Origin of the sequence: Bacillus sp. JS, assembly GCF_000259365.1 — a bacterium.
Lineage (GTDB): Bacteria > Bacillota > Bacilli > Bacillales > Bacillaceae > Bacillus > Bacillus stercoris.
Genome location: NC_017743.1, coordinates 660001 through 683547, shown reverse-complemented (window position 1 = coordinate 683547; position 23547 = coordinate 660001). Strand labels below are relative to the sequence as shown.

At 37.3% G+C, this 23547-nt stretch carries 24 protein-coding genes, 2 tRNA genes and 1 pseudogene (1 of these 27 only partly in view); 3 read left to right on the top strand and 24 right to left on the bottom strand.

What is annotated here, in order from left to right:
• The 13 genes and pseudogenes from sbnA to groES all read right to left on the bottom strand — a co-directional run bounded on the left by sbnA (window position 1) and on the right by groES (window position 13968).
• Window positions 1-957 (bottom strand): 2,3-diaminopropionate biosynthesis protein SbnA, encoded by a 957-nt coding sequence (gene sbnA / locus MY9_RS03560; protein WP_014663023.1) that lies wholly within the window; start codon window positions 955-957, stop codon window positions 1-3.
• A 24-nt stretch (window positions 958-981) separates the two neighbouring features.
• Window positions 982-1956: an ornithine cyclodeaminase gene (locus MY9_RS03555; protein WP_014663022.1), complete on the bottom strand. Its 975-nt coding sequence runs from the start codon at window positions 1954-1956 to the stop codon at window positions 982-984.
• Window positions 1953-2213, bottom strand: a complete 261-nt coding sequence (locus MY9_RS03550) for an acyl carrier protein (RefSeq protein ID WP_014663021.1) — start codon at window positions 2211-2213, stop codon at window positions 1953-1955. The genes MY9_RS03555 and MY9_RS03550 overlap by 4 nt, the downstream gene beginning before the upstream one ends.
• Window positions 2214-2240: 27 nt before the next feature.
• A complete protein-coding gene (gene folE / locus MY9_RS03545; RefSeq protein ID WP_014663020.1) occupies window positions 2241-2786 on the bottom strand; it encodes a GTP cyclohydrolase I FolE in 546 nt (181 codons plus the stop codon).
• Window positions 2787-2833: 47 nt separating this feature from the next.
• Window positions 2834-4576, bottom strand: a complete 1743-nt coding sequence (locus tag MY9_RS03540; RefSeq protein WP_014663019.1) for a carbamoyltransferase C-terminal domain-containing protein — start codon at window positions 4574-4576, stop codon at window positions 2834-2836.
• Between the two features lie 36 nt (window positions 4577-4612).
• On the bottom strand, window positions 4613-5344 hold the full coding sequence (queE, locus tag MY9_RS03535) for a 7-carboxy-7-deazaguanine synthase QueE (RefSeq protein ID WP_014663018.1): 732 nt from the start codon (window positions 5342-5344) through the stop codon (window positions 4613-4615).
• A 16-nt stretch (window positions 5345-5360) separates the two neighbouring features.
• Entirely contained in the window at window positions 5361-5825 is a 465-nt protein-coding gene (queD, locus tag MY9_RS03530) for a 6-carboxytetrahydropterin synthase QueD (RefSeq protein ID WP_014663017.1), read from the bottom strand.
• Between the two features lie 960 nt (window positions 5826-6785).
• Window positions 6786-7133 carry an acyl carrier protein gene (locus MY9_RS03525; RefSeq protein ID WP_014663016.1) on the bottom strand — a complete coding sequence of 116 codons (348 nt, stop codon included), beginning with the start codon at window positions 7131-7133 and terminating at the stop codon, window positions 6786-6788.
• Window positions 7133-7930 (bottom strand): helix-turn-helix transcriptional regulator, encoded by a 798-nt coding sequence (locus MY9_RS20935; RefSeq protein ID WP_014663015.1) that lies wholly within the window; start codon window positions 7928-7930, stop codon window positions 7133-7135. The genes MY9_RS03525 and MY9_RS20935 overlap by 1 nt, the downstream gene beginning before the upstream one ends.
• A gap of 406 nt (window positions 7931-8336) precedes the next feature.
• The gene (locus tag MY9_RS03515) at window positions 8337-9380 is read right to left on the bottom strand and encodes a hypothetical protein (protein WP_014663014.1); all 1044 of its coding nucleotides are present in this window, start codon (window positions 9378-9380) and stop codon (window positions 8337-8339) included.
• Between the two features lie 310 nt (window positions 9381-9690).
• Window positions 9691-10397 (bottom strand): annotated as a pseudogene (locus tag MY9_RS22085) (transposase); the annotation flags it as partial.
• 1611 nt (window positions 10398-12008) lie between these two features.
• Entirely contained in the window at window positions 12009-13640 is a 1632-nt protein-coding gene (groL, locus tag MY9_RS03510) for a chaperonin GroEL (RefSeq protein WP_014663012.1), read from the bottom strand.
• 43 nt (window positions 13641-13683) lie between these two features.
• On the bottom strand, window positions 13684-13968 hold the full coding sequence (gene groES / locus MY9_RS03505) for a co-chaperone GroES (RefSeq protein WP_003155970.1): 285 nt from the start codon (window positions 13966-13968) through the stop codon (window positions 13684-13686).
• Between the two features lie 238 nt (window positions 13969-14206).
• Here groES and MY9_RS03500 point away from each other — a divergent pair, with 238 nt between their 5' ends.
• Both MY9_RS03500 and MY9_RS03495 read left to right on the top strand, forming a co-directional pair.
• Entirely contained in the window at window positions 14207-14941 is a 735-nt protein-coding gene (locus MY9_RS03500) for a CPBP family intramembrane glutamic endopeptidase (protein ID WP_014663011.1), read from the top strand.
• On the top strand, window positions 14938-15129 hold the full coding sequence (locus MY9_RS03495) for a YdiK family protein (RefSeq protein WP_003225680.1): 192 nt from the start codon (window positions 14938-14940) through the stop codon (window positions 15127-15129). The genes MY9_RS03500 and MY9_RS03495 overlap by 4 nt, the downstream gene beginning before the upstream one ends.
• Window positions 15130-15168: 39 nt before the next feature.
• On the opposite strand, the gene tatC is transcribed toward MY9_RS03495, so the two are convergent.
• From tatC to moaC, 4 genes are read right to left on the bottom strand one after another with little or no spacing between them, the layout of a single operon-like run.
• Window positions 15169-15933, bottom strand: coding sequence for a twin-arginine translocase subunit TatC (tatC, locus tag MY9_RS03490; RefSeq protein ID WP_080478173.1), 765 nt, complete (start codon window positions 15931-15933; stop codon window positions 15169-15171).
• A gap of 6 nt (window positions 15934-15939) precedes the next feature.
• Complete coding sequence (tatAY, locus tag MY9_RS03485) at window positions 15940-16113, bottom strand: sec-independent protein translocase protein TatAY (RefSeq protein WP_003234072.1); 174 nt, start codon at window positions 16111-16113, stop codon at window positions 15940-15942.
• Between the two features lie 21 nt (window positions 16114-16134).
• Window positions 16135-16782, bottom strand: coding sequence for a redox-sensing transcriptional repressor Rex (locus MY9_RS03480; RefSeq protein WP_003234073.1), 648 nt, complete (start codon window positions 16780-16782; stop codon window positions 16135-16137).
• Window positions 16779-17291 (bottom strand): cyclic pyranopterin monophosphate synthase MoaC, encoded by a 513-nt coding sequence (moaC, locus tag MY9_RS03475; protein ID WP_003243499.1) that lies wholly within the window; start codon window positions 17289-17291, stop codon window positions 16779-16781. Before moaC ends, MY9_RS03480 begins: the two co-directional genes overlap by 4 nt.
• 125 nt (window positions 17292-17416) lie before the next feature.
• On the opposite strand from moaC, the gene MY9_RS03470 reads away from it, so the two are divergent.
• On the top strand, window positions 17417-19345 hold the full coding sequence (locus tag MY9_RS03470; RefSeq protein WP_014663009.1) for an ABC-F family ATP-binding cassette domain-containing protein: 1929 nt from the start codon (window positions 17417-17419) through the stop codon (window positions 19343-19345).
• Between the two features lie 225 nt (window positions 19346-19570).
• Here the strand turns inward: MY9_RS03470 and tsaD are convergent, their stop codons facing one another.
• The 7 genes from tsaD to MY9_RS03435 all read right to left on the bottom strand — a co-directional run.
• Entirely contained in the window at window positions 19571-20611 is a 1041-nt protein-coding gene (gene tsaD / locus MY9_RS03465) for a tRNA (adenosine(37)-N6)-threonylcarbamoyltransferase complex transferase subunit TsaD (protein WP_014663007.1), read from the bottom strand.
• Complete coding sequence (gene rimI, locus MY9_RS03460; protein ID WP_014479024.1) at window positions 20604-21059, bottom strand: ribosomal protein S18-alanine N-acetyltransferase; 456 nt, start codon at window positions 21057-21059, stop codon at window positions 20604-20606. Before rimI ends, tsaD begins: the two co-directional genes overlap by 8 nt.
• A 9-nt stretch (window positions 21060-21068) precedes the next feature.
• Window positions 21069-21758, bottom strand: a complete 690-nt coding sequence (gene tsaB / locus MY9_RS03455; RefSeq protein ID WP_014663006.1) for a tRNA (adenosine(37)-N6)-threonylcarbamoyltransferase complex dimerization subunit type 1 TsaB — start codon at window positions 21756-21758, stop codon at window positions 21069-21071.
• Window positions 21739-22215, bottom strand: a complete 477-nt coding sequence (tsaE, locus tag MY9_RS03450; RefSeq protein WP_014663005.1) for a tRNA (adenosine(37)-N6)-threonylcarbamoyltransferase complex ATPase subunit type 1 TsaE — start codon at window positions 22213-22215, stop codon at window positions 21739-21741. Before tsaE ends, tsaB begins: the two co-directional genes overlap by 20 nt.
• 14 nt (window positions 22216-22229) lie before the next feature.
• Window positions 22230-23213 carry a thiamine-phosphate kinase gene (gene thiL / locus MY9_RS03445; protein WP_014663004.1) on the bottom strand — a complete coding sequence of 328 codons (984 nt, stop codon included), beginning with the start codon at window positions 23211-23213 and terminating at the stop codon, window positions 22230-22232.
• Between the two features lie 180 nt (window positions 23214-23393).
• Window positions 23394-23470: transfer RNA gene (locus MY9_RS03440), tRNA-Asp, on the bottom strand.
• A 65-nt stretch (window positions 23471-23535) separates the two neighbouring features.
• Window positions 23536-23547 (bottom strand) — tRNA-Met (locus MY9_RS03435); it runs 65 nt beyond the window's last position.

Below are 23547 nucleotides of genomic sequence, written 5' to 3'. Positions count from 1 at the left end.
CTAGTTAACTGTTGTAGAAATTGACAGAAATCGATTACACCAGTCTGCATTATAAATAGTATCCATGTATCTTTCTCCTCGATCTGGAAAAATCGTTAAAATTTTAGGTCTTATTGATAAGTTTTTACCCCTAAAATACTTCTCTATAGCACTCAGTACTAATCCAGATGATCCCCCTACAAGCATAGAATTTTCCCGTAATAATCGATGACACATTTGAACTGCTTTATATTCCTCAATAATAACTACATCATCAATTCTGGATTGAGTTAGAATGTTAGGAACCATACTTGATCCGACTCCGGGAATATATCTTTTTTTAGCCTGTCCACCAAAGATTACAGAACCTTCCGTATCTACAGCTATCACCTTACAAGAGGGAAACTTTTCTTTAACTCTTTGTGAGACACCTGTTATTGTTCCGCCTGAACTGACACCCATAAATAAATAGTCTATATGATCCAACTCTTCACAGATTTCACTACCAAGTGATTCATAATAAGCCTCGGCGTTATAATAGCTAGCGTATTGATTAATCCAATAGGAATTTTCTCGTGTTTTCAATAATTCTTTTACTTTGTTAATACGGCTTAGTAGATAGCCCCCATGCTTATCAGGAACCATAACTTTTATAACTTCGCTGCTTAAGTTCTTAATTAGTACTTCATTTACTGTTGTTATGTTTGGATCGATTACACATAAAAAATTTAAATTTAGAAACCTACAGTAAGTAGAAAGAGAAATTCCAAAATTTCCTGATGACGATTCAATAATTGTCGTATCCTGGTTTATTAGATTATCGTTAAGTAATTTTGGTAGAATATACGATGCCGCTCTGTCTTTTACACTTCCTGTTGGGTTATAATACTCAAGTTTCACAAAAATATCCGTTAGATTAAAACCATCCATAGTTAATCTAATTAGTGGCGTTTTTCCTACTTTATTTAATAAGTCCATATAATTCCCCATTCTAAAAAAACTTTAATCTAGTAATAGACCAATACCTTTTTTAATTGACTCCCTATAATAATAATTTCCAATTGCTACATCGAATATACTCATTCCCATTGGGTTAAACATTACAGTACTTTTAGGGGGGATATCTTTTAATGATTCCTCACATATAACATCTTTTAGTAAAGAACAGTCTTCTTGCGTTAATCCCTTCATATCCTTCATCCGTTGGATATCAGTATCGGCTCTTGCTACTTCGTTCCAATCATCAACTATAATTATGTCTTCTTCTAATAAAATTGAATCGATACAATAATCTCTTAAGGAAACATTCAATAACAAAGAACCTTGTTGTGGTCGTTTATTTATGTATCTTTCCTTAGCAACTGTACATGTAATAAATATGTCAGCGTTTTGATAAACTTTTTCCCAATTATCAGTTACAATAACTTCACATTGCTCTGAGAGTTTTTTAAGAGAATGAACACTGATTTTTTTCTTATCGTATAAATAGACCTTCTCTAATTTACTCCCCAAAATATGTGAACACATCTTTAAATGGTAATGTCCTATTGGTCCAAATCCAACGATTCCAAGTTTAATATTCGTAAGCCCTTTTCTTGCCTCTAAATATTTTTTAATAAATAAGCCACTGACTGAAGCAGTTCTAATTATGCTTAAATAAGCACCGTTAAGAATACTTACTGGCTGACCGGTGTATGAATCATTTAAAATTATGGTGCTATGTGCCCGAGGTAAATCAACCTCATGATTACTTGGAAAACTAGCGATCCACTTTATACCCGCAATATCATCGGTTCCTCCAATAAAGGCAGGCATTGCAATTATGCGATTAACCGGATTCCTATACTTTAAGTAGGGCTTTATTGGTTGAGAGTAGTCTCCTTTATACATACACTTAACGGCTTTTTCTATGACCGAAATAGTACTATCCCAATTTACAGGAATAGATTTACAATCGGTTTCACTAAGGTACCTCATATTCTTCCCTCATGTACTTTATTTTTTAGATATTTGACAATATTTCGTATAGTTAACAAACTATTTCGATTTAGGACACTATCATCAATTTCGATTTTAAATTCATTTTCGATTTTTACAATTATCTTAATAAATGTGATCGAATCTACACCATAATTGATTAGTTGTTTATCAAAATCAACTTGTTCAGATCCTATATTTACCCCGTCAAAAGATGAAATGATGTCAAGAACAGCTTTACTCAAACTGTCTTCCATTCTAAAATCCTCCCAGTAAACATTATATTATTCTAGCCCTAATAAGCGCATAAACTCGTTATTTTTTCTATCCGATTCAAGGAAACATCCTACCATAGATTTGGTTAGCGTTTCACTTTGTTGTTTTTCAATCCCCCTCATCATCATACATAAATGCTTGGCTTGGATGATTACTGCCACTCCCTCGGCATCTAAATATTCTTTTAACGTAACTGCAATTTGTTTTGTTAGTCTTTCTTGAACTTGTAATCTTCTTGAAAAATGATTAACGAGCCTTGCCACTTTACTTAATCCGACTATCTTCCCATTTGGAATATATCCTACATGGCAAGTACCCCAGAACGGTAGCATATGATGTTCACATAAACTATAAAACTCAATGTTTTTTATAATGACCATATCGTTAGAATTCTCATTAAAAATAGCTCCATTAAAAATTTCATCTAAATTCTCTTTATAACCACTTGTTAAAAAATATAACGCTTTTGTCGCACGTGCTGGTGTTTTAATTAAGCCTTCTCTTGTAAAGTCTTCCCCAATCCCTTCAATAAGCCCTTTAAAAAGATGTTCCATTTAATCTTACTCCCCATTAAAAAATTATAATTTTTCAATAATAAAATTCATTTAATTAAAACTATTTGATTGTTAAATACTAAAGCATCAATTGCACTTCTAATGAAGTATTCAATCGCATCTTCAATATGAAAAATAATAGGTGTTTTTAAATTAAAAGAAGTATTAATTACAAGTGAACTCCCTGTTTTATTTTTAATAGCCCAGAGCTGCTTATAATAATTTTCATTTAGTCTTTTAATAACAAACTCAGGTCGAAACGTATGATCAACATGTATAACCGCGGGATATAAATTTAAATTTTTTTTCGCACGATATGCAACATTCATATAATTACCCAATGACTTTTCTTCTAGTAATAGCTCGTTACTATCTTGAATAAGAAGGCTTGGACCAAGTGGTCTACCTAACTCCCGCTCCTTAATGACACTATTTATATAGTCAAGACGATCCTTTTCTCTAGCCGAAGATAAAATACTCCTATTCCCTAAGGCACGAGGACCCCATTCATTTCTTCCTTGAAATACGGCTACCACTTTTCCATTGGCAATTAGTTCTGAAATTTGCTTCTCAGCACTATCAACAACTGTATACTTCAAACCTTTTACATCTATCGCTTGAATAATTTCTTCATTCGTAAACTCAATTCCAATGAAGGGATCAAAATGACTTTCTTCTAGTCTGGATTTAAAACCTAACTCATAAGCAAGTTCTAGTGCTGCCCCTAGTGATACACCTGCATCATTTGCAGCTGGATTAATAAATATATCTCTTATTTTTTCTTGTTGTAATATTTCCCCATTCATTATGCAATTGAGTGCTACTCCCCCACTCATACATATCTCACTAATACCTTTCTTTTTCACAAACCAATTAACTATCTTTATAGCTATGCTTTCGAGAAGTGCTTGCACAGATGCCGCTAGATCTTTGTAGATATCATCAATATCATAAAAAGAAGTAGATTTTTTACTCAGGAGCTTTATCCCTAAATTTTCCGTTATAAAATATTCCCACATGGCAATTATAGTAGCGTGATGATTTATAGTGTCTTTCTTTGAAAAACGATTAACAATCTCATAAATATGATTCATATTTTTATTGAGACTAATTTTACCGTCTTTAAAATTAAAACATCTTTTAAAGTCCTCGAAATACCTTGGTTTACCATATGAGGCAAGCCCCATTGTTTTACCCGATTCATGATTCTGAAAGTTTAATATCTTATTAACTGCTTCATATAAATAACCTAAAGACTCTTTAACCCCGATTTTTTCAAGTAATTTTATTTGATCACTTTGACCAATCCAGATACTAGATGATTCTTTCTCCCCTTGACCATCAAATACAAAAATTAAAGATTCTCTAAAGCTTGATGTTCGATATGAACATGCAGCGTGAGCCAAATGATGATCGATAAATGATATAGGAATTTCTCGTTGAATGTGAGCATTAGGGAATAACTCTTTCAAAAGTTTAATATTATCTTGATATAAAAATTCCTTCCCTATTTGCTCATATAATTGTGGATAGTTCCACCCAAATGCAATATGGTCAATATCATTTACATTTAATTGGAACATATTTAATAAATATTTAATAGACTCTACCGGTAATGTATCGTAAGCACATTTATTCCTTGATACTTTTTCCTCCTCAAGTGCTCCTAATAATTTACATGAATGTGGAGTAACCTCAATTAAAGTAGCTGAGGCATCATGGCCATACTCTCTCCAACCATTTACACCTAGAATTATAGTTCCTCTTTTTACAAATTCCATCTTTTTCATCTTTTTTCTCACAATCCATTCTTTATTATGCAATGTTTAAACTTTTCTTTCATTTCCCCAAATTAATGTATGAAGCTGTGGTAAGACTCTAACATCCTTCAAATCTGCGTCCTCAATGACTTTACTACACAGCCGTTTTAAGTCATCTAAAATTTGATCCGCTCCTATATTTTCGTCGTATGGATCGGTATTACCAACAGATAAATAAAATAAAATGTGTGGATACCTTAAATGCACATCTTTGGCAAACTGATAATCTTCATCATTAAAAACAACGACTTTTAAACTTAAATTTTGACTTCTTTTACTAATGCGATTAATGATAAAATCTAATTTATTGTAATCTGTGACCATTCCTGAACTCGGGGGTTTTGGAGATATAACCATGTCGTCAACTTTTAGAAACCAATCCTGATACTTACTTCCTTGAGTTTCTACACCTACTGAAACACCTTTTTTATGAAGAAGGTCAATAACCTCATTTAAACCTCTACCAATCAGTGCGGGGTTACCACCAGTAATAGTTACATGACTATAATTTCCTGCTCCAAAACTATCAAGTTTTTCAATAACTTTTTCTGGACTCATCAATGTTGCTTTCTCTGTTCCATTCCAAGTAAAAGCGGAATCGCACCAAGAACAAGAATATTCACAACCAGCGGTCCGTACAAACATAGTTTTCCTACCGATGACCATACCTTCACCCTGTATAGTTGGACCAAAAATTTCTGAAATAGGCACGGTAGATTTCGATAAAATATTACTCATTTATGTGTCACTCCATTCATGCTAAGAAATATGGACCGTTTTTTGGTACGTCTTCGGATAAAACTTCTGCCCATCCTGTTGGAGTTTCCCATAACCTAATTGAATATACTGGTAAATTAACCTCTATTAAACGCCAACAAATGTATAATGCCAAATTTTCGACCGTTGTACGAAAACCAAGAACACAAATCTTAGTACCTGAAGACCGAACTGCTTCATATGCTGGTTCATTTCCCTGTGCGATAAAAGCATGATCAAATTTATCTATAATTTCGTCTTTTATTATTTTCTTCAAATCAGAAAAATCGATAACAAATCCCTCATCAGTTGAATTTCTCTCCATATTTGGTTGCATTTTTAATTTTACTTCTAGTTTGTATGTGTGACCGTGTAAGTTTGCACATTTTCCTTTATGGTTAACCAACTGATGCGCACTATCAAAACTAAAGGTCTTACATATAGTTACTTCGTTTTTTGCCATTTAAAGTCCCCCTTGTATATTAGTAGATAGTAGTAAGGGCTCTTTCTAGAAGAATCTCCTGTTGGTTCTACTCTAGATTCCTATAAGTGATATTTGGTTACAATCTTTCGGCTTTTCCATCAAATAGAGCTTTTACAAAATAATTTAAAATTGTTTACTATTCGCACTTGATGTTTTTAATATTATATTTCTTCAGATTATTCTATTTATATGAATATTCATAATATAAAATATCACGTTAGATTCTTCTAAACAATCTAATCTGTAAAATTAGATAACATCTGTACCTTTTAAAATCTGTGTATTTTGGTTATATGGTTTAATATTGGATAAAATATCTTACTATCCAAACAGAAAAGTTGTAAAAAATAAAATATTTATCTTTGTTGAATTTAAAATATAAAAAGGTCTTCGAAAGGGTATCAGTAAAACAAATCATCCTAGTTACGCAAGGGATGAAAATTGGATTCCCTCTCTCATAATATAAATACCATAAACCAGTGAGTATATGACGTGGTTTTTAATAGAGGTTCAACTGTGTATACAAAAAAAGTGCACTAGGTATCTAAAAGGATAAACTTTCTTAACCTAATGTTAATATATTTTTTATTATAAAATGATTATTGAGAATTTCTAAAAATTTATAGCGTTAAAGTTCTTGAAAGGAATATATAAACTGTCCGGTATGATTATCTACCTTGCTAATTTAACCAAATTGTTGCCGTTAACTTTGCACAACCTCTCCGGAACAATGAATAAGGTTTATAATATAAATCGATCTCAAGCTAATTTTTCTTAGAGGAATATTATATTCCTTCTATAAATAAAGGGGCAACAGTTCTCCTAAGACTTCCCTTTCTGCGTCTTTTCGGACTACAAATAATAATTCGAATCCTGCTTTTTTTTACCAAAAACAGAAAGACAGTCCTTAAAGTTTTTTTCCGAAAGTGGATAGATATATTAACTGTATATATTTGATGTATCACTGTCTTGTTTATTCTTTTTTGTATATCGGTCAGTAGTTAACTGATTTTTTTTATTAGAAATATTTTTTCGATTTCTATTAGTTAAAATTTCTTTTAAGAGGGCTGAAATAGATTGAATTCTGGTAAAATTTTCGAATACTAGTTCTTCTTCATCGAAAATTATGTTAAAATGTTCTTCCAATTGAACTATTAACATAATAATCCTCTTAGAATCTAAACCATATATATTTAGATCTTTATGCTTTTCAATATAAATGTATGAATATTCAAGTATTTTACTTACAATTTTGTTGATTTCTTCTTCAATTATTTCTAATTTCATTAAATAGCAACCTCACTTTCAGCCTGCTCTATTAAAGATTTTTGTCGATATTTAACTGGAGTGCAAGAATAATACTGTTTAAAAGTACTTGAAAACTGTGAATTTGATATATACCCTAAGCTTATCGCAATTTCTTTAATACTCATTTTTGTATCCTTTAATAGTTCGCTTGCCTTTTTCATTCTTATCGTTTTTAGGTAGCTCATTGGGGAAATTTTAAATACCTTAGTAAATGAATTACTTAAGTAAGTTGGATTACACCCAATAATATCTGCTAAAATTTTCAAGGTGAGAGGATGACTGTAATTTTGCCGAATATATCGGTGAATCATAATAAGACGGTTATCAATTTTCCCATGAAGTCTTTTATGAGAAGAATTAGTATCTATGACTCCCGAACACTTTGGTTTTTCTAACAAATATCTACATAACTTATAAAGTTGTTCTTCCGCTTGGTTAATACTCGATTGAGATATTTCAGTTAAGTTAAAAAGCTTTAAAATTAATTCAATTTGTTGTCTTCGTGGAAAGAAGATATTATTGGGAGCCTTATAGGAAAATGGGGAATTTATAATGATCCCATTTACTTTTACACTGATTGAACTAAAATTAATCAATTCAAATTCTTGACCTAATATAATCCCACTAGAAACCCATTTCGATTTTTGCTCCCAATTAACTTGAAGGGTTTTGGTTGTTTCAAGTAATAATAATCGACCTGGATGGTATGGTAAATGAAATTTGTTATAGGGCAAAATCATGTTACTATAAATAGATGAAATGGTAGTTATGCTCAATGTATTTAATCCTTTCTGTCCTTAGTAATAAATATCACTATATTTTTTATTTCACATTTACTTGAACTTATTACTGGGTCCGAGTAGTTGTTTAGTAACAAAAAAGTCCACTCGTCTAGTTCAGTAATATTGTCTCCTCGACCAGCTAATAAGTATACTCATTTGTAAATTACTCTCTGTTAATAAATCAATTGATTACTTATGAACTAGATATTGGTAAGTAATCAATCTTACGCCCCTAGTCTAAGGCATCTCCGTAACGGATGGATTGAAATACGGGAACCCACATATACCAGGCTGTTAACCGCCGTTTATTTATACTACTGAATAAACCTCGGATTAAAACATTTGGTCTGTAGTGGAACTGGGTAGTAGAATCATTTTATAACTAGTTATCCCCTTTTTGTTATATTAATAAGAGGTCTTGAAGTTCTTCGTATACCTTATTTTCTAAGTAAACTATTCTATCTAAAACATTATTAAAAACATCTAACATTTTTTTCATATGAGTGTTACTTAAATAAGCTTTATCACACAAAATATCTAATTTATTCCATTCATTTGCCACTTCATGGATCTGAGCGATTAAGCACTCTGGAATTATTAATTCTGCTTTGTTACATAGAGATTCAAGGTGATTTGCAACTGACTCTTTTTGTAATCTTATTGGTTGCATAAGATTTGTGGTATATAGTGGAGCATAGACACCTTTTTGCTCGTACATACTTTCAATAATTCTTGCGAAATCATCAAACATTTTTTCTGTACCCTTCACCCCAACTGTGATTTTTAAGCCAGTTTGAACTACTTGCTCTAAAATACTATAATTAACTTTTACTTTGAAATTGTCATCAAAAGTATCTATATACGAAACTTCTCCCTTAACAAATAAATATTCAGAATTCATGGCTCTTAAGAAATTTTCTAAACTCACTTTCCCATAAAATTTAAAAAATTTATCTAATAAAAGACATTCATTATTTTTGAAATCCACATTTAATAATACAGCAGCGTGAAAACTACTATGGTAAGATGGACTTATTACATTTTCTTTTCTATAATCCTCCATTAGATAATAGTGATCAACAGGAATAATCACTGGTTTCTTCTTACTTAAATAATTTTCTTGTAGTTTTTCTAATGTAGTTGTTGATATATTAATGTATTTAACTTTAAAACAATTGGATGCCTCTACTTTTTGATTACAAAGATCATGTAATAGTGAACGATAGCCAGATTTAATTTCTCCAGTAATCAAAAGATCATTATCTTTTGAAATGTGTTCTTTTGGATCCTTATCATCATTAAAAGTTGTAAAAGTTTCAAATTCATAGACTGTGTCAAAGTATGTATAGGCCGCGGCTAATTCGGATTTATTTAAATATTCAAAAATAGCTGAATAATTCATATACCTGCAGTCTTGGCCCACTCTTAATTTTGGATTAATCATTGCAAAACTCTCCTTCAATAAAGTTAACTTATCTTTTGAATACTCACTTATTCTCAATTATTCATTGATACTTGATTAGCACCTAATAGCGATCACAGCTTATAATAGATACACACTGAATATTCATACAGGATCCATCCTACACCTTTGTTAGATAAACTCGTTAAAGGGTACAATTGTGTATTGGATCTCCGCCCGACTCTCGGTCACTCATTACTTGGTCTTTTGCCCGAATGAAATAAATAAGCTCCGACTCTGCACTATCAGTGTTCGTTTTAAGAGCGAAATAAGTAATCATAATTTTGTAACTTTACGTTGTTAAGAAGCCTTTATCGGTTATAGAACCATCAAAATCACATTGTTTTTGACCAATGACAAAACAGGGACGTAATAACTTACAATACAAGGAAATGAGTAGCTGTTGTTTCTTTAAAGGGTGATCAGGACGTTTAGTATAATAATGATGCAAGGCTTTAAAGATTAGATTGTGCGCAAGAAATGGACTAATCGCTAAATATAAGGCCATTCGTAACCCGCTTCGTCCTCGCTTTGATACCGCTTGATACCCTTGTTTACTATTTTAATTTCCCTGAAATGTGTTCACGTAAAAAAAGCTCTGTTAAGTTTACGATTTGCTGTAGATGACTGTACTTCGTGATGTTACTCACCTCAGCAAAAAATAAAGCAACTGTTGTTATTCATAAACCTTTAATAGCTGCCACTTCCTTAGGTCCTGGTATGGTTTCTACAGTGCTTCCAATTCATGCTCCGATTGCTCTTTATAAAGCATATTGCTCAAGTTGGCAACCTATATCATACTTGGCAAACTTGATTTCAATTTGAATGCCTATACTCTTATTTACTGTTTTCACCAACTTTCTTGCTCGTTTGATTCATACTCCTCTTTGCATAAATGGCTTTTTTTATGAGGACTTTCCTAGGTGTCCAATTTCTTAATTAGCGAGGGGAATGGAGAAGTATTAAGGTATAAAGAGCTGATTTCCCTTCCCAATCTCCGATCTTAGTTCTGTATATATGCCTTTTGGAGGTTTGGTACAGAGTTTCGCCCATCTTTGGTCAACTTTGAACTCCTTGTGTTATACCAGGGGGCTCTTTTTTGTTCAATCCTCAAATTTCTTTAATTACAAGGGTTATCCCTAAAATTGGATAGTAAGAAAATAATAACATAATAATCTTTTTTTATCCATTTCTACACCAGAAAAAATTAAAAAATTGAAAAAGTCAAAATACTCTAGACTTTTGAAGAAATTTATATTAAAATTCGGATTATAGTTAACTATATTTTGAATTTTATGGAGGCGATAAAAATGAAAATAAATGTTTCCTAATTATCTAGCAACTTTACAGGGTTAAAAAAGGGGCCTCTTTTCACTGTTTACACTAAAATCCAATAAAAACAACAGAACCAAAAATCCCTTATATTAGGTATTTTTGGTTCTGTTTTTATTTCTGGGATTCCTGAGAAATTGGTCTGAAATCCTGATTTCAACATATTATTATGACTTGCCAAACTAAAATCAACTTCTGTGTATATCTTTATTAATCCAATTCTTTAATAGTCTGTATATTCCACGATTTAGCAATGTTTTGTGAACTCCTTTCTCCCTATGTGAAGGTAATGAAAGATCATTTGCGATATATTCTTTTACTTCTTGGATAAAGAGTGAGCCTTTCCTATTGCTTCTTCACCTTTATATGCTATGCGTTTTAAAAATAAGAATGTATATAACGCATTAAATGATTTAAAGAAAAAGAAAAATTCTCCTAATATACCATTCTGGTATACGGACCAGCAAGGATGATATTTAATAGGGCCATCAATGCTGATCTAACAGAATATACCTTCATTCCAAAGGATAAAAAACAGGTGAGAATAATGAAAATGAGAAAGTGGAAGATAAGTATCTAGAGAAGAATGGGCTAAAGTCATTCTTAAAAACAGACAAAACTCAGGATGAAATTGATGACTATGTTATCTTATTCACTTTAGCTTAGACAGGTCTTAATGCAGTGAGGGTGTTAGACTTAAAAGTGGAAGGATATTGAGTTTGAAAAGAAACTATAAATATAACTAAGACTTACTATAATCTTACTAACAAACAAAGAACTATAAGTTGCTTCCTCCTAAAACTAAGGGATTCATTCGTAAAGTCGATATGAAAGATAAAGTTATCAGCGCATTAAAAAACATACATTAAAACAAAAAAATTAAATTACAAGTCGTAAAGAGTATTATGATAGGGATTTGATTTTTGGAAGATTAAATGTCTTATTTCGGGTATCTGCATTTTATTAAGACTATAGAGAGTCGAATGCAAAGTAGGAAAACACCATCTATAAACAAAACTTACACCACATTCATTACGTCAGACTCACACTTCATTATTAGCTGAAGCTGATATAGACCTACTTCAAATTATGGATCGACTAGGACATATACAGTTTATTTAACACATTACAAAATACAGAAAAAGAAGCTTCCCAAAAGTTTGCTTAACTAATGAGAAGCCTCTAATTTTTTTTCTGAAAGGTTCGGGCACCTCTTCGGCACCTTAAATGATGTTTCTCTTTATGAACCCTTGAAATACAAGGATTTTATAGGCTAAATTACATCATGCCGCCCATACCGCCCATGCCGCCCATATCAGGCATTCCGCCACCAGCGTTTTCTTCTGGCTTGTCAGCGACAACGGCTTCAGTTGTTAACAACATAGCCGCTACAGACGCAGCGTTTTGCAGTGCAGAACGTGTCACTTTTGTTGGGTCAACGATACCTTTGTCGATCATGTTTACCCATTCGCCAGTTGCAGCGTTGAAGCCTACGCCGATTTCTTCGTTTTTGAGGCGTTCAACGATGACAGATCCTTCAAGACCAGCGTTGTGTGCGATTTGACGGATTGGCTCTTCAAGCGCGCGAAGCACGATGTTGATACCTGTTTGAGCATCGCCTTCAGCTTCAACTGCAGCGACTTTGTTATATACGTTTACAAGTGCTGTACCACCACCGGATACGATGCCTTCTTCAACAGCTGCGCGAGTTGAGTTCAGGGCGTCTTCGATGCGAAGTTTACGCTCTTTCAGCTCAGTTTCAGTCGCAGCGCCGACTTTGATGACAGCTACGCCGCCAGCAAGTTTCGCAAGACGCTCTTGTAATTTTTCTCTGTCGAATTCAGAAGTTGTTTCTTCCACTTGAGCGCGGATTTGAGTCACGCGGGCAGAAATTTTGTCTGTTTCGCCAGCGCCTTCAACGATTGTTGTGTTTTCTTTAGTAACGACAACTTTAGAAGCGCGTCCCAATTGAGCGATTTGAGTAGATTTCAGGTCAAGGCCAAGATCTTCTGTGATGACTTCTCCGCCAGTAAGGACAGCGATGTCTTCAAGCATTGCTTTACGGCGGTCACCGAAGCCAGGGGCTTTAACAGCAACTGCGTTGAATGTGCCGCGAAGTTTGTTCACAACAAGTGTTGCAAGTGCTTCGCCTTCAACGTCTTCTGCGATCAGAAGCAATGGTTTGCCTTGCTGAACAACCTGCTCAAGCACAGGAAGGATTTCTTGAATGTTTGTGATTTTTTTGTCTGTGATTAAGATGTAAGGATTGTCAAGAACCGCTTCCATCTTATCAGAGTCAGTTACCATGTAAGGAGACGCATATCCGCGGTCGAATTGCATACCTTCAACAACTTCAAGCTCAGTTGTGAAGCCTTTAGACTCTTCGATTGTGATAACGCCGTCGTTTCCTACGCGCTCCATTGCTTCAGCGATAAGGCTTCCGACTTCTTCATCAGCAGCAGAGATCGCAGCAACCTGAGCGATAGACTCTTTGCCTTCGATCGGCTTAGAAATTTCTTTTAAGTTCTCGATCGCAACCGCTACAGCTTGTTCCATACCTTTACGCACGCCTACAGGGTTAGCGCCTGCTGTTACGTTTTTAAGGCCTTCACGGATCATTGCTTGCGCAAGAACTGTCGCAGTTGTTGTACCGTCACCGGCAACGTCGTTTGTTTTACTGGCTACTTCAGCAACAAGCTTCGCACCCATGTTTTCAAACGCGTCTTCAAGCTCGATTTCTTTAGCGATTGTTACACCGTCATTTGTGATTAACGGAGAACCGAATTTTTTCTCTAGAACCACGTTGCGTCCTTTTGGTCCTAAAGTTACTTTTACAGCATCAGCAAGTGCATCGACACCGCGAAGCATTGCGCGGCGGGCTTCTTCACTAAACTTAATATCTTTTGCCATTTTACAGTACCTCCTCGAATTTTTAAATGTTTTTATTTAAGAATTAGCCAATAACAGCTAAAATGTCGCTTTCACGTAAGATTAAGTATTCAGTACCTTCGTATTTCACTTCAGTACCTGCGTATTTTGAGAAGATAATGCGGTCGCCCTCTTTTACTTCTAAAGCAACGCGCTCTCCGCTTTCTAACACGCGACCTGAACCAGCTGCCACGATTTTGCCTTCTTGCGGTTTTTCTTTTGCAGAATCCGGCAACACAATTCCGCTGGCAGTTTTTTCTTCAGATTCTACGAGTTCAATGACAACGCGATCACCTAATGGCTTTAACAATGTAATAACCTCCTCAATAGTATGAATATGTAATTTTAGCACTCAGCACTAAAGAGTGCTAACACAATTCTTATAATAAAGAATCTCCCTTCCAATTTCAAGTGATAAGATAAAAAATTTTTCACGCTTACATCATTCTTTTCCGCTCGCTTTTCCGTTAGCTTTTTCACCCCCGTTCCGATTATGTTACAATAGCTGTAGATGAACGAAACCCACTTAACAAAGGAGTACATACCATTTGAGAAAACAGTATTGGTTTATTATTTTGACATATATCATCATGCAGTTTTCCGCATTAATCGCGATTCCCTTGTTATTTAAATTCGGTTATGCCGGAGGACAGCCTACAGATGAAAATATGCTGCATGCACAAGGATTATGGTCCGTCATCAGCTTTATCGCCTGTCTCGTTATTGTTCTTCTCATTTTGAGAACCGTTCCGAAAGAAACGCTGCGAAACGGACAGAAGGACTCAATCGGACTTTCTATCCTTTGGGCGATAGCCGGTTTTTTCATTGCCCTTTTCTCTCAAGGAATTGCAGGCTCTATTGAATACTATGTATTTGGCATCGGAAGAGAATCAGAAAATACACAAGCGATTCTGGATGTCATTCAGGCAGTCCCACTCATGATTATCGTTTCTTCAATCATCGGGCCTATATTGGAAGAAATCATCTTCAGAAAAATCATTTTCGGGGCGCTGTACGAAAAAACGAATTTCTTCTTTGCCGGACTGATTAGCTCGGTTATTTTCGGTATTGTTCACGCTGATTTGAAGCATCTTCTTCTATATACAGCAATGGGCTTTACCTTTGCCTTTTTATATGCGAGAACAAAACGGATATGGGTGCCGATTTTCGCCCATTTAATGATGAATACATTCGTTGTCATCATGCAGCTTGAGCCTGTTCAGAAATACCTTGAACAGCAGAGTACACAAATGCAACTGATTATTGGAGGATTATTTTTATGAGAAACCCGGTAGTTTGGGGAATGATCTACTTTGCCGTAGGGTGCATCTTTACTTATCTTGCCGCAAGCTCGCCAGGCAGCATGTGGTCATTTTACTCCATCCTGCTGATGGTGTTCGCCGCTTACAACATCAGCATTTCTTTTAAGATGTTCGCCTTTTCATTTAAAATCAAAAAGAACCAGAAATAAAGAAAATCCATTTCTCTTCTCCGAGAAATGGATTTTTTATTATTGCCCGGAAGACACGTCCTGATCGGCAGCACTGCTTTTCTGCGCTTTCCGATAAGCGGTCTTCGATATCAGAATACTGATTTCATATAAAATCAAAAGCGGGACCGTCACCATCATATGGGACAGTAACTCAGGCGGTGTAATCAGGGCAGCGATCACCAAGAGCGTAAAATACGCATACTTTCTGATTTTCGCTAAAAACATCGGTGTCACAATTCCGAGCCTGGTCAAAAACATGAGGATGACCGGCATTTGAAACAGCAGTCCAAACGGAATCGTCAGCTGCAGAAGAAAATGAAAATATTCATTAATTCCGATCACCTGATTGACATTCAAGTCCTGAGAGATCCGCTTCATAAAATCAACAACAAAAGGAAATAAAATATAATATGAAAAAGATAAGCCCGCTAAAAACAGCAAAATAGAGATCGGAATGTAGCTGAGCGTTACTTTGCGCTCTTTCTCATAGAGGCCCGGGCTCACAAAAGCCCAAAGCTGATAAAGAATAACCGGCGAAGTCAGGACGATGCCGATGATAAACGCAAACTGCATAAACACATAAAGCGGGTCTGTCAGGTTAAACGCGTTAAGCGTAAGCTGCTTCGCTTCATCTGTTTCTTGCAGATACACAATAATCGGCTTCGCTAAAAAAAATCCAGCAATAAAGAAAACGACAAACGCCAGCGCTACAATCAGCAACCGTTTTCGAAGCTCAGCAATATGCTCCAGCAGCGACATTTGATTCACTTTCATTCGTGTCATCCTAACTTACTGATCTTCTTTCTTTTTTTCCTCTTCATCACTTGTTAATCCTTTAGTAGCGTTTTTGAATTCACGAAGTGTGTCTCCGGCTGCTTTGCCCAATTCAGGCAGCTTTTTGGGACCGAAGATAATCAGAGCAACGATTGCGATAACAGCAAGGCTTCCAGGACCGATCGGCATATTTGGGCTCCTCCTTTCCCTCTATTCGATTTCCTCTAAAACTGAATAATGCTTCAAGAAATAAACCAGTGACTGAAGCTCAACTGCTAAATCTATATGATGAATTCGAATGTGTTCCGGCACATTCAAACGGGCCGGCGTAAAATTAAGGATTCCCTTGATTCCTAACGCAACCAATCTGTCTGTAATGGATTGAGCGGCAACTGCTGGCACTGTAAGAATGGCAACTGATTCATCTTTTACGTGTTGTTCAAGGTCATCAAGGTTATAGACGGGCACGCCGCCTACCTCAGTTCCTATTTTACTCTCATTTATATCAAAAGCCATAGAAATTTTTGTGTTATTATTTTTTGTGAAATTATAGTGAAGAAATGCCGTTCCCAAGTTCCCGACACCAATCAAAATGACATCAGTCATCTCATCCTGATCAAGCGTTTTTCGGAAAAAAGACAGCAAATAATCCACATTATATCCGTATCCTTTTTTGCCAAGAGCTCCAAAATAGGAAAAATCCCTCCGAATCGTGGCAGAATCAACCTTTACGGCATCACTGAGTTCAGCGGATGATACACGCTGTTTTCCTGACGCATGCAGATTCTTTAAAAAGCGATAGTAAAGCGGCAGCCGTTTCGCCGTCGCCTGCGGAATTTTTGATTGATCCTTATTCATTTTTGGTCCTCCAAATTATACTCGGATAGTTCTCTTTTAAAGTCACCGTTTTTCCCGCCTGTCTTCTCAAGCAAGAAAGTAGGGCCGATGACCATTCCCTTATCAAGGGCCTTGCACATATCGTAAACGGTAAGAGCGCACACCGATGCAGAAGTGAGCGCTTCCATTTCCACACCTGTACTCCCTTTCGTTTTGACCTGTGCTTTTATATGAAGTATAACTTCTGCTTCTTTTATTTTCCAGTCAAACGATATATCTACCCCGCTCAATGAAAGCGGATGGCACATTGGAATGATATTCGACGTTTGCTTTGCGGCCATAATGCCTGCCACCTGTGCGACAGCCAGTACATCTCCTTTGCCGATATCGTGACTCTGTATTTTCTCGTACACCTCATTCTTCATGTGTACGCTTGAAACAGCCGCCGCAGTACGGACAGTCGAAGATTTTTCGCTGATATCCACCATCTGGGCTCTGCCCTGTTCATTAAAATGAGAAAATCCATTCATATTAAAACGCTCCTTAAACAGATCATACACTATTTTCTTCTCTATGTCTTATATGGCCAATGTATTGTTTGCTGACTTCTGGTTCATAAGCTACACTTAACTTATTATAACAGAGGTGAAATAATATGATGATCTTACAAGTTAATCAGCTGTCCAAATCGTTTGGTGCTGATACTATTTTAAACAATATAAAGCTGGAAGTCAGAAATCGTGATCGCATCGCCATTGTAGGAAGAAATGGCGCCGGAAAATCCACGCTCCTTAAAATTATCGCAGGCCAGCTTTCGTATGAAAAGGGCGAAATTATTAAACCGAAAGATATTACAATGGGATATCTCGCCCAGCATACTGGCTTGGATTCTAAGCTTACCATAAAAGAAGAGCTGCTGACTGTTTTTGACCACTTAAAAGCAATGGAAAAGGAAATGCGGGCTATAGAAGAAAAAATGGCGGCAGCTGATCCGGGTGAATTAGAAAGCATCATGAAAACGTACGACCGCCTTCAGCAGGAATTCAAAGATAAAGGCGGCTATCAATATGAAGCGGATGTCAGATCTGTGCTGCATGGCCTCGGCTTCAGCCATTTTGACGATTCTACACAGGTTCAAAGCCTCAGCGGAGGCCAAAAAACAAGACTGGCTTTAGGTAAGCTTCTGTTAACACAGCCTGATTTACTCATTCTCGATGAGCCGACAAACCATCTGGATATTGATACGCTTACCTGGCTTGAGCATTATTTACAAGGCTATTCAGGCGCCATTCTCATCGTTTCGCATGACCGCTACTTTTTGGACAAAGTGGTAAACCAGGTATACGAGGTATCAAGAGCCGAAAGCAAAAAGTATCACGGTAACTACAGCGCTTATCTCGACCAAAAAGCCGCGCAGTATGAAAAGGATCTTAAACTGTACGAAAAGCAGCAGGACGAAATCGCAAAGCTGCAAGACTTCGTAGACAGAAATCTGGCGAGAGCCTCTACCACCAAAAGGGCGCAAAGCCGCAGAAAGCAGCTTGATCGAATGGAAGTCATGTCAAAACCGCTTGGTGATGAAAAATCCGCAAACTTTCATTTTGATATTACAAAACAGAGCGGAAATGAAGTCCTCCGTGTTCAGGATCTCACAATCAGCTATGAAAACCAGCCGCCGCTTTTAACAGAAGTGTCATTCATGCTGACAAGAGGAGAAAGCGCCGCGCTTGTCGGCCCTAACGGAATTGGTAAATCAACATTGCTGAAAACATTAATAGACACCCTAAAACCAGATCAAGGAACGATCTCATATGGCTCAAATGTCAGTGTCGGCTATTATGATCAGGAACAGGCTGAACTGACTTCCTCTAAACGTGTCCTTGATGAGCTGTGGGACGAGTACCCCGGGCTCCCAGAAAAAGAAATCAGAACGTGTCTCGGAAATTTCTTATTCTCCGGAGATGACGTGCTGAAACCCGTCCATTCACTGAGCGGGGGCGAAAAAGCAAGATTGGCTCTAGCTAAGCTGATGCTTCAAAAAGCCAACTTTCTCATCCTTGATGAACCGACAAACCATCTGGACTTAGACAGCAAAGAAGTTCTCGAAAACGCGCTGATTGATTATCCAGGCACACTGTTATTTGTCTCACATGACAGATATTTTATTAACAGAATCGCCACAAGAGTGCTGGAGCTTTCTTCAAGCCATATAGAGGAGTATCTGGGAGATTACGATTATTATACAGAGAAGAAAACAGAGCAGCTTGAATTGGAGAAAATGAATCAGCAAGAGGAAACTGAAACAACGCCAGCTGCAGTGAAGTCTGACTCCAAACGTTCCTACGAGGAAGAAAAAGAATGGAAAAAGAAAGAGCGCCAACGACTTCGTCGAATTGAAGAAATTGAAGCCACTGTTCAGAGCATTGAAGAAAACATCAGCCGCAATGATGAATTGCTATGTGATCCTGAAGTCTATCAGGATCATGAAAAAGTACAAGCTATCCATGCAGACAATGAGAAACTCAATCAGGAGCTGGAATCTCTTTTGTCCGAATGGGAAGAACTATCCACAGAAGAAGATTAAAAAAGTCAAGCACCTCTTTTTAGAGGTGCTTTTTATCCACAGAAAATAACCTTATAAACAAGAGAAGTAAGCGCTTTATACACATTATCCACAAAATATTCTGAATTTATCCACTTGATTAACAGTAACTTCAGCCCTTTATCCATCTATATCTCTATAATTGCTCACAGATATGTGGATAAATTGTGAATTATCTGTTAATAACAAATAAAAAGTCTCACGCTATTATCTCGTGAGACTTTGATAAGAAGTCAATTCAAGGCCAGGCTGCCCATTCATATCGTATGCACCGCGAATACCCTTTTCAAAAGCAATTGTGCCAGCGGCAGCAATCATCGCCGCATTATCTGTGCATAACGCTAACGGAGGAATGACAAGCGAAACCCCTTCGTGCTGGGCAAATTCCTTTTCTAATGCAGCTCTGAGACCTCTATTTGCAGCTACTCCACCAGCTAAAAGAACCTGTTTGACACCATATTCCTTTGCTGCGCGTGCCGTTTTGGTCACCAAGACATCGATCACACTATTTTGGAAGCTGGCAGACAAATCTTCTGGAGCAATCTCTTGCCCTTTTTGAGACGCATTATGAAGCGTATTGATCACTGCAGACTTCAATCCGCTAAAGCTGAAGTTATAAGAGCCTTCTTCAAGCCATGCGCGAGGAAGCGGAATATTGTCATTCCCTTTTTCAGCTAGCTTGTCAATTTGCGGTCCACCTGGATATGGCAGACCCATCGTCCGCGCCACTTTATCGTAAGCTTCTCCTGCCGCATCATCAAGGGTTTCCCCAATGACTTCAAATGATCCATGTTCCTTCATATAAACCAGTTCTGTATGGCCTCCAGAAACGACCAATGCCAGTGCCGGGAACACGATGTCTTCTACAAGACGGTTCGCGTATATATGACCGGCTATATGATGAACGCCTACTAACGGAATGTTATGTGCAAAGCTCAATGCTTTAGCGGCATTCACTCCAATAAGAAGCGCTCCCACCAGTCCCGGACCTTCCGTGACTGCAATCGCATCAATATCCCTATACGTCATGCCAGCTTTGCGAAATGCCTCTTCTATAACCAAAGTGATTTGTTCAACATGATGTCTTGAAGCTATTTCCGGAACGACGCCTCCAAAGCGCTTATGGCTTTCAATTTGTGAGGCTACTACGTTTGAAATGATCTCTTTTCCATTTTTCACAATAGCTGCCGCAGTCTCGTCACAGCTTGTTTCAATTCCTAATACGTACATGTCTTTTTGCTCACTCATTTATCGTCACCCACATAATTAACGCATCTTCCCCGTTATCAGTATAATAGTTCTTTCTTATTCCGCCGGGCTGCATCCCGAATTTCTTATATAAGCCTTGAGCAGGATGATTCGAAACCCTCACTTCAAGCGAAAGCCGCCTTGCATCTTTTTCTTTACACAGTTCAACAGCTGAGCGAAAAAGCGTTTCTCCTAAAGACTGGCCTCGATACTCTGGTTTTATCGCTATATTTGTAATTTGGGCATCGTCCATCACAATCCAAATCCCGCAATACCCAGCTAGATAGCCGTCCTTTTCAATCACGAGATAATGAGCATACGGGTTTTCCAGCAGCTCATGATAAAACGAATCCTTCGTCCAAGGAGACGTAAAGGAGGATGCTTCGATTTCGTATACGTGATCTATATCCTCAAGCCGCATATTTCTGACCGCTGCTTTTGTTTTCATCCTATCACCCTACTTTTGACTTTCAATCCATTTCGCTTCAGCTTCTGCCAGCCGCAAGTAATCAGGGACAAGCCTATGAACATCAGCTGCTTCCTTTTCCTTCCCGAGAAATGCCAATTCTGAAGGACGCGGGTTATGCTGGGCGGCAGTTCCAATGAACCCTTTTGTTCCAAGCACTTCCTCGATCATCTGCTTGTGAATAGAAGTATCATGACCTAAAAACAAAACTGGGCGGTCCTTTTCTTTTAGCATCTTCAGCCAATCTGCCAGCATCACATTTTGATCTGGAGCAACTTGCTCTAAAAGCCCATTTTTGTACTCATACAGACCTGTGTACACCTGTCCCCGTCTAGCATCAAAGATTGGGCAGATCAGACCCTCAAAATGCCGGCCATTTGCCGCAAGTGTCTCAAGACTTGATACAGCAGCAATTGGAATGTCTAAAGACCAGGCAAGTGTTTTGGCCAGCGTCACACCTATTCTTACTCCTGTGTATGAACCAGGGCCTTTTGCAACGACAATTTTAGAAAGGTCCTGCGGTGCCATATCACAATCATTCAGCAATGAATGAACTGCAGGCATCGCTCTTACAGAATGGTTCTTTTTCAAGTATGTAATGTATTCTGCTATAACGGTGTCTCCTCGAAGCAGCGCAATGCCCAATGTATAATTTGATGTATCAATTGCTAATATTGTCATGTCTACTTATCTCCTCACAAAGCATTTCGTACCGATTCCCGACAGCAGTAAAGGTGATTTCCCGCTCACTATCACCAGCTCTTTTGATGACAATTTGCAGACGCTCCTGCGGCAGCTGTTCTTCAATTAAATGAGCCCATTCAACGAGACAGACACCTTGTCCGTGAAAATATTCATCGAGTCCCAAATCTTCACTTTCATCCTCCATTCTATATACATCCATATGATAAAGAGGAAGCGAGCCATCGTTATATTCTTTTATAATTGTAAAAGTCGGACTGTTTACAACACGTGTAATTCCCAGCCCTTCCGCAAAACCTTTCGTAAAAGTCGTTTTACCTGCACCTAAATCGCCCTCTAATGTCAGGACGTCTCCCGGTTTAGCAAACGATGCAGCCAGCTTGGCAATTGCTTTTGTTTCTTCAGGATTTACGGTTCTCCACTTTAATTGCTTCACACGAGTCACCTGTCTTATTTAAAATGATTATATCCTTTTTTCTCTAAGATCCTTAATCCGTTATCAGTTTTTAGGATCACGTTGGATTCTGTTTTTTCTCTGACATGGCCAATCTTTGTAATGGGCAGTTGATGCGTTTCACACTTTTGCTTCAACACTTCCCACTCGTCATTTGAAACCGTCCCTGTCAGCTCAAAATCCTCACCGCCAAACAAAGCCCATTCTTTCCAATTACGATGAAGCTTAGGCAGATCAGAATGAATTGGAAGCATGCTTTCATCAATTTCAATTGAAACACAGCTGGCTTCTGCAATCTCGTTCAGTTCACTAGCCAATCCGTCACTAATATCATTTAAAGCCGCCCGATTCATACTTGAGCACAATCTGCCGACACTTACTCTTGGCTGAGGCCGTTTATGCCTGTGGATAAAGTAATCCGTTTCCACTTCCACAGATGAGTTTTGAAGATTAATCTCTTCCAGCAATAAAGAAAGTCCTGCTGCAGAAGAACCGATTTCACCCGTTACAAACACTATATCATTCGGTCTAGCCAAGCTGCGTAAACAGGCCCTTCCCTTTTCTACTTCACCGATCACAGTGACAGTTACGACTAATTTGTCAGAGATAGAGACTGTATCACCGCCAATCAGATCCATATGATATAGTTTCCCCAGTTCATTCATTCCTTCATACATCGCCTTGATTTCAGCTTTAGTCCATTTTGAAGGTACCGCAATTGATACCAAATAATATTTAGGAATGCCGCCCATCGCGGCAATATCACTTATATTAACGGCTAACGCCTTATACCCGATATCTTCAGGTGAGGAATAGTGTAATTTGAAGTGCACGTCTTCTACCATAGTATCAACACAAACAATTTCCTGAACGCCGTGTTTCGCAGTGTAGAGCGCTGCATCATCACCAATTCCTACATCAACGGAAGAATGGTGAATGGTCCGTGGAGTAATGCTATGTATCAAATCAAATTCATCCATGAAGCAAAACCTCCTTTCAACCCTAGTTAAGCCTATATGTGCTCTCCCTAGTTTATCGAATTTTGCTAGAATATCCAAGAAGTTGCCGATATAAAGAAAGCTTGGCTAAGACACCAAGCAGAAGATACAGTAAAAGAAAACACAAAAAAAACGAAAACATGATCGTTTCGTTTACATTAATGGCGGTCCGGACGGGACTCGAACCCGCGACCTCCTGCGTGACAGGCAGGCATTCTAACCAACTGAACTACCGGACCATATTTATATAGTGTATTATTTCGGTTGCACCCTTTGGGCACTCCTTTTTTCATTCAAAATAATTTGGTTGCGGGGG

Excerpts from the sequence above, each read along its gene's own strand:
- MY9_RS03540 (WP_014663019.1), bottom strand. The coding sequence starts at position 4,576 with ATGAAAAAGATGGAATTTGTAAAAAGAGGAACTATAATTCTAGGTGTA.
- rimI (WP_014479024.1), bottom strand. The coding sequence starts at position 21,059 with ATGAAAACAAAAGCAGCGGTCAGAAATATGCGGCTTGAGGATATAGAT.
- tatAY (WP_003234072.1), bottom strand. The coding sequence starts at position 16,113 with ATGCCGATCGGTCCTGGAAGCCTTGCTGTTATCGCAATCGTTGCTCTG.
- MY9_RS03515 (WP_014663014.1), bottom strand. The coding sequence starts at position 9,380 with ATGATTAATCCAAAATTAAGAGTGGGCCAAGACTGCAGGTATATGAAT.
- queE (WP_014663018.1), bottom strand. The coding sequence starts at position 5,344 with ATGAGTAATATTTTATCGAAATCTACCGTGCCTATTTCAGAAATTTTT.
- MY9_RS03525 (WP_014663016.1), bottom strand. The coding sequence starts at position 7,133 with ATGAAATTAGAAATAATTGAAGAAGAAATCAACAAAATTGTAAGTAAA.
- moaC (WP_003243499.1), bottom strand. The coding sequence starts at position 17,291 with ATGAATGGATTTTCTCATTTTAATGAACAGGGCAGAGCCCAGATGGTG.
- tatC (WP_080478173.1), bottom strand. The coding sequence starts at position 15,933 with ATGACACGAATGAAAGTGAATCAAATGTCGCTGCTGGAGCATATTGCT.
- sbnA (WP_014663023.1), bottom strand. The coding sequence starts at position 957 with ATGGACTTATTAAATAAAGTAGGAAAAACGCCACTAATTAGATTAACT.
- tsaB (WP_014663006.1), bottom strand. The coding sequence starts at position 21,758 with ATGACAATATTAGCAATTGATACATCAAATTATACATTGGGCATTGCG.
- folE (WP_014663020.1), bottom strand. The coding sequence starts at position 2,786 with ATGGAACATCTTTTTAAAGGGCTTATTGAAGGGATTGGGGAAGACTTT.
- thiL (WP_014663004.1), bottom strand. The coding sequence starts at position 23,213 with ATGGATGAATTTGATTTGATACATAGCATTACTCCACGGACCATTCAC.
- MY9_RS03480 (WP_003234073.1), bottom strand. The coding sequence starts at position 16,782 with ATGAATAAGGATCAATCAAAAATTCCGCAGGCGACGGCGAAACGGCTG.
- queD (WP_014663017.1), bottom strand. The coding sequence starts at position 5,825 with ATGGCAAAAAACGAAGTAACTATATGTAAGACCTTTAGTTTTGATAGT.
- MY9_RS03470 (WP_014663009.1), top strand. The coding sequence starts at position 17,417 with ATGATGATCTTACAAGTTAATCAGCTGTCCAAATCGTTTGGTGCTGAT.
- tsaD (WP_014663007.1), bottom strand. The coding sequence starts at position 20,611 with ATGAGTGAGCAAAAAGACATGTACGTATTAGGAATTGAAACAAGCTGT.
- MY9_RS03550 (WP_014663021.1), bottom strand. The coding sequence starts at position 2,213 with ATGGAAGACAGTTTGAGTAAAGCTGTTCTTGACATCATTTCATCTTTT.
- groL (WP_014663012.1), bottom strand. The coding sequence starts at position 13,640 with ATGGCAAAAGATATTAAGTTTAGTGAAGAAGCCCGCCGCGCAATGCTT.
- MY9_RS03555 (WP_014663022.1), bottom strand. The coding sequence starts at position 1,956 with ATGAGGTACCTTAGTGAAACCGATTGTAAATCTATTCCTGTAAATTGG.
- MY9_RS03495 (WP_003225680.1), top strand. The coding sequence starts at position 14,938 with ATGAGAAACCCGGTAGTTTGGGGAATGATCTACTTTGCCGTAGGGTGC.